This is a genomic window from Lentzea roselyniae, assembly GCF_039537795.1.
In the GTDB taxonomy this organism is placed as follows: domain Bacteria; phylum Actinomycetota; class Actinomycetes; order Mycobacteriales; family Pseudonocardiaceae; genus Lentzea; species Lentzea atacamensis.
Genome location: NZ_BAABBE010000086.1, coordinates 1 through 7,394, shown reverse-complemented (window position 1 = coordinate 7,394; position 7,394 = coordinate 1). Strand labels below are relative to the sequence as shown.

12 protein-coding genes are annotated in these 7,394 nt (G+C 69.2%); 3 read left to right on the top strand and 9 right to left on the bottom strand.

Annotated features, from left to right (window positions below; all coding sequences use genetic code 11):
• A partial coding sequence (locus tag ABFX45_RS45570) for a hypothetical protein (RefSeq protein ID WP_346137325.1) occupies nt 1-205 on the bottom strand: 205 nt, incomplete at its 3' end.
• A 226-nt stretch (nt 206-431) separates the two neighbouring features.
• Nucleotides 432-1,043, bottom strand: coding sequence for a type 1 periplasmic-binding domain-containing protein (locus ABFX45_RS45565; RefSeq protein ID WP_346137324.1), 612 nt, complete (start codon nt 1,041-1,043; stop codon nt 432-434).
• Nucleotides 1,044-1,072: 29 nt separating this feature from the next.
• Here ABFX45_RS45565 and ABFX45_RS45560 point away from each other — a divergent pair, with 29 nt between their 5' ends.
• Complete coding sequence (locus tag ABFX45_RS45560) at nt 1,073-1,369, top strand: hypothetical protein (RefSeq protein ID WP_346137323.1); 297 nt, start codon at nt 1,073-1,075, stop codon at nt 1,367-1,369.
• A 562-nt stretch (nt 1,370-1,931) separates the two neighbouring features.
• Nucleotides 1,932-2,072, top strand: coding sequence for a hypothetical protein (locus ABFX45_RS45555; RefSeq protein WP_346137322.1), 141 nt, complete (start codon nt 1,932-1,934; stop codon nt 2,070-2,072).
• A gap of 158 nt (nt 2,073-2,230) precedes the next feature.
• On the opposite strand, the gene ABFX45_RS45550 is transcribed toward ABFX45_RS45555, so the two are convergent.
• From ABFX45_RS45550 to ABFX45_RS45520, 7 genes are all read right to left on the bottom strand, one after another.
• Nucleotides 2,231-2,647 (bottom strand): MarR family winged helix-turn-helix transcriptional regulator, encoded by a 417-nt coding sequence (locus tag ABFX45_RS45550; RefSeq protein ID WP_346137321.1) that lies wholly within the window; start codon nt 2,645-2,647, stop codon nt 2,231-2,233.
• A gap of 97 nt (nt 2,648-2,744) precedes the next feature.
• Nucleotides 2,745-3,080 carry a VOC family protein gene (locus tag ABFX45_RS45545; protein WP_109636486.1) on the bottom strand — a complete coding sequence of 112 codons (336 nt, stop codon included), beginning with the start codon at nt 3,078-3,080 and terminating at the stop codon, nt 2,745-2,747.
• A gap of 64 nt (nt 3,081-3,144) precedes the next feature.
• Nucleotides 3,145-3,933: a carboxymuconolactone decarboxylase family protein gene (locus tag ABFX45_RS45540; RefSeq protein ID WP_112225869.1), complete on the bottom strand. Its 789-nt coding sequence runs from the start codon at nt 3,931-3,933 to the stop codon at nt 3,145-3,147.
• Entirely contained in the window at nt 3,933-5,126 is a 1,194-nt protein-coding gene (locus ABFX45_RS45535) for an RNA polymerase sigma factor (protein WP_346137320.1), read from the bottom strand. Before ABFX45_RS45535 ends, ABFX45_RS45540 begins: the two co-directional genes overlap by 1 nt.
• The gene (locus tag ABFX45_RS45530; protein ID WP_112225867.1) at nt 5,123-5,494 is read right to left on the bottom strand and encodes a YciI family protein; all 372 of its coding nucleotides are present in this window, start codon (nt 5,492-5,494) and stop codon (nt 5,123-5,125) included. The genes ABFX45_RS45535 and ABFX45_RS45530 overlap by 4 nt, the downstream gene beginning before the upstream one ends.
• 72 nt (nt 5,495-5,566) lie before the next feature.
• A complete protein-coding gene (locus tag ABFX45_RS45525; protein ID WP_346137319.1) occupies nt 5,567-5,890 on the bottom strand; it encodes an ABC transporter permease in 324 nt (107 codons plus the stop codon).
• Complete coding sequence (locus tag ABFX45_RS45520; protein WP_346137318.1) at nt 5,874-6,797, bottom strand: LLM class flavin-dependent oxidoreductase; 924 nt, start codon at nt 6,795-6,797, stop codon at nt 5,874-5,876. The genes ABFX45_RS45525 and ABFX45_RS45520 overlap by 17 nt, the downstream gene beginning before the upstream one ends.
• A gap of 18 nt (nt 6,798-6,815) precedes the next feature.
• Between ABFX45_RS45520 and ABFX45_RS45515 the strand changes: the two genes are divergently transcribed.
• Complete coding sequence (locus ABFX45_RS45515; protein ID WP_346137317.1) at nt 6,816-7,220, top strand: VOC family protein; 405 nt, start codon at nt 6,816-6,818, stop codon at nt 7,218-7,220.
• Nucleotides 7,221-7,394 lie beyond the last annotated feature (174 nt).

The window sequence follows — 7,394 nt, the reverse complement described above, 5'->3', positions numbered from 1 at the left end:
CCTCGCGCACCCGCGGAGCCGGCAACGGCCGGTGGCCCTGCTGATCGTCGTCTGCTGTGGACTGACACACCTGGAGTTCCCATTGCTGTGGGACGATCTGCATGACCGCGGTGTGGCCGTCACAGTGGTACTTGTACTGCGCAACCTGGTCCTCGTGGCCGCCGCCGTCTGGTCCGCGATCCTGCTCCGCACCGGAGGACGGCAACGGCAACACCCTGCGTCAGCCACTTCGGCGGCCTGTTCCTGATCGTCGCTGTCTTCACGTCCGGCCGCCGCTGACGCGGTTCTGGCGGCACGCGGAACCGGTGGTCGCTCTCGCCACCTCGTCGCGGCAGTGCGTCGGGATCAGTCGCTCGGTGATCCGCACCCAGGCGTTGAGCAGCTGGAAGATGATCTCGGTGTCAGAGGCCGGATGAGTTGAGCCCGCGACATTAGGTCCTCAGTTGCATGCGGCCTTGGTGGCGGATCCAGCGGCCGCTGGTGAGGGGCACGCGCGCGATCGATGGCGCGGGGCCTGCGGTCCAGTCCAGGGTGCCGCAGATCGTGTCGAGCCGGGTCTGCGCCAGCGCCGCCGCGACCGCGTGGCGATCGCCTGGGTCGTCCGCCGACCGCAACGCGTGCACGGCGACCTCGACGAGTGCGTGGGCGAGACCGGGTGGCTGGAGCCACGGCCTGCCGGTCACTTTCTCGTAGGCGGCGGCCAGCTCCGCCGCTGATCTGTCGTCCAGCGACGACGGTGCGGACGGCGGGGCGTCCAGGCGACGATCGTGCCCGCGCCGCCCAGCCCGGCCGGCTCGGCGCCGAACGGACAGCTCAGCCAGCGGGAGCAGGTGATCAGCCGCAGCCGCCGCGAACTCCGAGAGGTCCCGTGCGTCGGCCGCGGCGGTGACGACCTGCACGCGTTCGGCCAGGGAGCGGTCCACGTGCCGGTCGAACACCCAGGCTCGCTCCTGGTAGCCGCCGGGTCGACGAGCCTGTGGCCGCGCTGGGCCGCGGTCGGCCTCGAACCCGTTCGCGGGGTCGCGCAACGCGGTGCCCTGCACGCCGTCGTTCCACAGACATCCACGGTCGCGTGCTCGGCGACCCCGTCCCACATGTCGGCGAACGCGCCGGCGATGTCGTCCAGTCCCCAGCAGAAGTGGAACGACCAGGCCTGCTCACCGAGCACAATGATGTCGAACTGCTGCGACGCCACGGTGGTGCGATCACGCTGGTGGCAGGTGATGGACCAGCCACCGCCCTGGCACCGGACGGCACCGTGTTGATCCGGGTCTCCGGGGTGCGGTGGCACCGACGAGAAGCCGACCAGGTTGAGCTCGCTGTCCAGACCAAGGTCGAGGACGGGTCGACGACGCCCTCCACGTGTTAGGCACGCTTGCCGATCACGGCAACTCGCGTGCCGCCAGGTTGTTGGTAAACCTGCTGATAGCCATGGGCGGAACGAAGAGTGAGAGCGGAGGTGGCGGCGGGTACGGAAGGGAGGAGTTCGCAGCTCTACGCCGCGTGCGGTCATACGCCCCGAACAGCGCCACGCTGCCTTCTAACTTGTAGATGCCGAGCACGGTGAGTAGCGCGGGCGCGGTAGGTCTCTGCGTCACAAGCACTGCAACCATTTCCGGCTAACCCGGCGACGAAGGTGGCGGCGCTGCAGGACTTGCACACCGCAAGCTGCAGCGCCGAAAGCCCTGCACGTGATGCCGCACGGTGGGAGCGCACTCACCCCGCTGCAAGCCGGTCATGTCGACGTGATGGTGGGTCGAGCACTTCGTGGCAGCAGGGCACCGTCACTGCCGCAGTCTTCGACCGGGGACGGTTGAAACGGCTGCGGGAGGCGTGACGCATCCCGTCTTGTGTGATCGCTCGCTGTTACTGCTAACTCCGGATCGTGACTTCCTGTGTTCAGATGGACACGGGATCAGTCCCGGCTTTGGGTGTTGGAATTCCAGTACTACACCGAGTTCCCAGAACACATCCTGAGCCGCCGGGACACCGAGCTGACGCGGTCGATCGTGCCTTCGTGGTTGTCGCTCAAGGACTTCCTCGCGGCGCACCGCGACGAGATCGCCGTCTAGTGGCGCGTCCGGAACGTTGGCGAGGTGATTCACGCTCAGCAGGGCACCTCGCGGCACCGCCCCCGCGCCCCCGTACAACCAGTACGAGGACGCGGGGGCGGCACCACGATGCACCCGTCTGACCGCGAATTCCCCCGGCAACGTTCCGGGCCACACCACTAGCGGTAGTGCGCGGCGATCTCGCCGAACACCTCCTTGAAGGCGGCGAACCGCTCGGCGCCGACCTGGCGGGCGAACCCGGCCTCGATGTCCTTGACGATCCTCGCGGCCTGGACCATCTGGTCGCGGCCCATTTCCGTGGGCACCACCAGTTTTGCCCGCCGGTCCGCCGGATCGGGCTGCCTGGCGACGTAGCCGAGGCGTTCGAGCTCGTCGATCAGCGTGCCGATGACCTGCTTGTGCTGGCCGGAGCGCTCGGACAGCTCGCTCGCGCGGCTGCCGTCGAGGGCGAGGTAGGCCATGACCGCGCCGTGGCGTGGGCGCAGGTGCTCGTGGCCCGCCTCGGCGAGGCGGGTGAAGAGCTCCTTCTGGAAGCCCGAGAGCAGGTGCGCGGAGAGCACGCCGATGTCCGACATGCCCAGCATGGTAACGCGTCGGGACGTCAGTCCGAAGAGGACTCAAAGGGCAGCGGTGCATGGGTGGCCCACCTGATGGCGGGCCACCCCAACGCGCTCAGGCCTGCGGCTCGTAGAGGCTGAACGCCGTGCCCTGGTCGTCCCAGCAGTGGGCGATGCGGCCGACGTCCGGCACGGTCTGGACGTCGTCGCTCTTGCCGCCGAGCTCGGCGACCTTGCGCACCGACGCGTCGATGTCGGTGGTGTGGAAGTAGATGCGCGGCTGGGTGAGCTGCGCGTCCTTGACGGCGATCGCGCCCGACGCGCCGTTGGTGATCACGTGGTAGTCGTCGCCCATGAGGCTCGTTTCCCAGCCGAACACGCCGGCGAAGAACGCCCGTGCCCTCGCGGTGTCCTCCGCGGGCAGCTCGAACCAGTTGACCTGTCCGGACATCTCTCGCTCCTCGGGGTTGTCGTTGCTTTGAGCGAAGGACGAGCGAGCGGTCCGGAACTCGACATCAGTCGCCGAGAAATTTCCTGCCGGTGTCGTAGTGGCTGAGAGCTGCGCCAACGGCGGCCGCGACGGTGACCTCGAAGATCTCGTCCTCGGTGTGGTCCTGCTTGAGCCGTGCGATGTCGTCGTCGGTGATGAGGTGGGACGCGGTGCGAACGGTTGCGGCGTAAGAACCCCAGGCCTCGCCACTCGCAGCCGCCCGGCGTAGTTCCGGCGGTGTGTGCGCCGGGGCCTCCAGAACCGCGCGGCGCAGTTCGGCCGTGGTGCCTTCGCCGGGACCGGTGAGGAACCGCGGGAACCGGTAGCCGAACCGGTGCAGCGAGCGGGTGCCGGACTTCAGCTGGCCGGGCTGGAGCTCGAACCCGAACACGTTCGCGAGCCGGTTCACGACCTGGAAGACCAGGCTGACGTTCAGCGCGTCCACCGCGGCGTCGCGCGGCAGGTCGGGCGGGGTGAAGTCGTCGAGAAAAGCCGAGGCGGCCAGCAGCTCCGGCCGCAACGGTGAGGGATCACCGGCGATCTGGATCAGTTCGGCGTGCGTGACGGCGCAGAACGGGCACTGCAGTCGCTCGGACGTGCGCATCGCCAGGTACTCGCGTTCGCCCGCCGTCCAGAACGACGGTCCTCGCATCGTCTTCGCGGTCAGGTCGAGGAACACGCCGCCGAAGAAATCGGGGCGGTACAACAGGGCTTTCGGCACGTCCGACATGGGGACCCGCGAGACGAGCTTCGTGAAGCCGAAGAACATCCGGGCGGGCAGGCGGTGGCCGTGGTCGAGCACGGTGAGTCGCATCAGGGCACCTCCAGTGAACGCAGCCGCCCGGCGAGGAAACGCCGGTCGGCGGGGCTGACCGCCAGCTCGTGCGCGAGCCGGTACGCGGCAACGGCTTCCTCACGCCGATCCAGGCGGCGCAGCAGATCGGCGCGGGCGGAGTGCAGCAGGTGGTAGGACTCCAGCCCGGCGATCCCGTCGATCAGCTTGAGCCCCGCCTCCGGCCCGTCGGCCATCGCGACCGCGACAGCGTGGTTGAGCTCGATCACCGGAGTCGGTGCCACCACGAGGAGTTCGCCGTACAGAGCGGCGATCCGGGACCAGTCCACGGGATCCTGCACGTGCAAGGCCGCGATCACGGCGTGCAGCACGTACGGGCCGGGCGCGCCGAACCGCAGCGCGCGGTCGAGCAGCGTCATGCCCTCTGCGATCTCCTCGACGTTCCAGAGCGCGCGGTCCTGGTCTTCGAGCAGCACGACGTCGCCGTCGGACGTTAGACGGGCCGCGCTGCGCGAGTTGTGCAGCAGCATCAACGCCACCAGCCCGTGCGCCTCGGGTTCGTCGGGCATCAGGGTGGCGACGAGCTTGCCGAGCCGCAGCGCTTCCAGCCGCAGATCGGTGTCCGCCGTCGTGTAGCCCCTGGTGAAGATCAGGTAGATCACCGCGAGGACGCCGGACAGGCGTTCGGGCAGCAGGTGGTCCGCCGGCACCTCGAAGGTGATGCCCGCGTCGCGGATCTTGCGCTTGGCCCTGACCAGGCGCTGGGCCAGCGCGGGTTCGGCGACGAGGAACGACCGTGCGATCTGCGCGGCCGTGAACCCCGCGACCGCCTGGAGTGTGAGCGCTACCCGTGCCTCCTCGTTGAGTGCGGGGTGGCAGCAGGTGAAGATCAGCGACAGCCGTTCGTCGCCCAGGTCTGCCAGCTGTTTCTCGGTCATCGTGACCGGTTCCGGAGGTGTGGGCAGCTTGGTGCGGGCCATCCGCGCGTGCCGGAGCCGGTCGAGCGCGTGGTTGCGGGCGACGGTGAGCAGCCACGCGAACGGATCGTCCGGTACCTGTGCACGTGGCCATTTGCGCAACGCCTGCGAGCACGCCTCCTGCAGCGCGTCCTCGGCCAGCTCGAAGTCGCCGAGCGCCCGCACGAGTGCCGCGAGCATCCGGGACCGGTGCTCGCGGTACACCCGTTCGACCGCGGCCGACGCGAGGTCGCTCATGCCACCCCGTGGTTCAAGCCGGGGATGTGGTCGACCGGCCGCACCTCGATCGTGGAGCCGAAGTGCGCCTGCGGAACCATTTCGGCGAGCTCCAGCGCCTCGTCGAGGTCACGGCAGTTGAGCAGGTAGTACCCGCCGAGGTGCTCGTGCGTCTCGGCGAAGGGCCCGTCCGTCAACATCGCCTTGCCCGCCTGCACCCGCACGGTCGTGGCGGTGCTCGCGGGCTTGAGCGGGTCGCCCGCCACGAACACGCCCCGGCGCCGGCACTCGTCGGCGAAGGCGTTGACCCGCGTGAGGATCTCCTCGAACCGCGGGTCGCCGGGCCCCGGCCGGTCCTCGCAGTTGTAGATCAGGAACATGTAGTGCATCAATGCCCTCCAGTCGTCCTTCCGAGGACGAACGAACCCTCTGGAACTCGACATTCGAGCACGACAGTTTTCTCACGGCGCGGCGAGCGCCTCCGTCGGGGTGAGCCGGGACGCCCTGACCGCCGGGTAGACGCCGGCGACCACGCCGGTCAGCACGGCCGCGGCCAGCTCCGCACCGACCATTTCGACGGGGATCACCGCAGGCCAGCCGTGCGCGGCCGCGTAACCGGCGGTGCCCAGCAGCCCCAGCACGACGCCGGCCGGGCACAGGACGACCGACTCAATCAGGAACTGGGTCCCCACCTGGCCGCGGACGGGCGGTGGTGCCCTTCCGGCGAGCGCGTGTGGCACCTCGGCGGGCCTCAGTTCGGCCGGCAGATCACGGCTCCGCTGCACCGGAAGGCGCAGTGGAGCTGAGGCCGCCCGCGATCGCCGCCACCAGCTCGTAGCTGCGCCGGCGGTCCGCGTGGTGGTGGATCGGCGAGGTGATCATCAGCTCCTCCGTGCCGGTCTCGTCGATCACAGCCTGGAGCTTGCGCGTGATCGTCTCCGGCCCGCCGGTCAGCACGCGGCCGTCGTCGGGGCCGAGGTGCGTGGCCGCGTCCTCGGGGCTGGGCAACAGGATCCGGTCGCCTTCGCGGCGGCTGCGCACCTTCGTCCTGATCGGCCCGGCCAGCCATTCAGCCCGTTCGTCGTCATCCGCGGCGATCACCGACACGCTGACCAGATCCGCCCTGCAGGTCTGGTCCGGGCTGAGGTGCCGCGCGAAGGCGAACGGGATGTTCAACGCCGCCGCCAGCTCGGCGGTTCCTGGGGAGGAACCGAGCAGCCACACCTCCGGCACGTTGCCGCCCCGCACCGGCACGGCGATGGTGTTCCTGGGATCGAGCAACGTGAGCAGCTCTTCCAGCTGTTCGCGGTACGGCGCCGAGCTCCTGCGAAGTGCGGTGACGACGTGCGGCGGCCCACCCGGCGCCCGCCCGACGCCGAGGTCGATCCGGCCGGGGTGCAGCGCCGCGAGCGTGCCGAACTGCTCGGCCACCACGAGTGGCGGGTGGTTCGGCAACAGCACACCACCCGCGCCGATGCGCATTCTTGAAGTGACCGCCGCCAGGTGTCCGGTGAGCACGGCAGGAGCGGAGCTGCCGACCCCGCGCATGCCGTGGTGCTCCGGTACCCAGTACCGGTGGAAGCCCAGCTGTTCCGCCAGCTCCGCGAGATCGGCGGTGTTGCGCAGCGCCTCTCGCGGTGTCGAGCCCTGGACGATCGGCGACGTGTCCAGCACCGACAGGCGAATCCCCATGCCTGCCACACTAGGACGATGCGCATCGACCGGCTGGATCACCTGGTGCTGACCGTCGCCGACCTGACCCGCACGATCGACTTCTACGCCGGCGTCCTCGGCATGGAGGAGGTCACGTTCGAAGACGGCCGCAAGGCACTCGCGTTCGGCCGCGGCAAGATCAACCTGCACGAGGCGGGCCACGAGTTCGAACCCAAGGCCCGCCAGGCGGTTCCCGGCAGCGCCGACCTGTGCTTCATCACCGAGGACCCGCTCGACGAGGTGATCGCGACGCTGCGGGAGCACGGCGTCGCGATCCTCGAAGGCCCGGTCGACCGCACGGGCGCGGTCGGGACGATCCGCAGCGTCTACGTCCGCGACCCGGATGGGAACCTCGTCGAGATCAGCAACTACCAGTTCCTGTATCGAAGTCCCGTTCGATGAGAGTCGCGCCTCAGGCCCGGCTATCGTGAACATGGACTTCGATGCAGGCCCTAGGGCCCGTCCTCAAAGCTGGTTCGTCTGACGTGCTTTGATCTTGTGCCGTGGTGCGCAGGCATGAGCTGACTGATGAGCAGTGGCAGGCGTTGCAGCCGTTGTTGCCGGTCTCGGGCGCGA

Coding starts and splice junctions, on each gene's coding strand:
- ABFX45_RS45515 (WP_346137317.1), top strand. CDS start 6,816: ATGCGCATCGACCGGCTGGATCACCTGGTGCTGACCGTCGCCGACCTG.
- ABFX45_RS45550 (WP_346137321.1), bottom strand. CDS start 2,647: ATGTCGGACATCGGCGTGCTCTCCGCGCACCTGCTCTCGGGCTTCCAG.
- ABFX45_RS45530 (WP_112225867.1), bottom strand. CDS start 5,494: ATGCACTACATGTTCCTGATCTACAACTGCGAGGACCGGCCGGGGCCC.
- ABFX45_RS45545 (WP_109636486.1), bottom strand. CDS start 3,080: ATGTCCGGACAGGTCAACTGGTTCGAGCTGCCCGCGGAGGACACCGCG.
- ABFX45_RS45535 (WP_346137320.1), bottom strand. CDS start 5,126: ATGAGCGACCTCGCGTCGGCCGCGGTCGAACGGGTGTACCGCGAGCAC.
- ABFX45_RS45520 (WP_346137318.1), bottom strand. CDS start 6,797: ATGGGGATTCGCCTGTCGGTGCTGGACACGTCGCCGATCGTCCAGGGC.
- ABFX45_RS45540 (WP_112225869.1), bottom strand. CDS start 3,933: ATGCGACTCACCGTGCTCGACCACGGCCACCGCCTGCCCGCCCGGATG.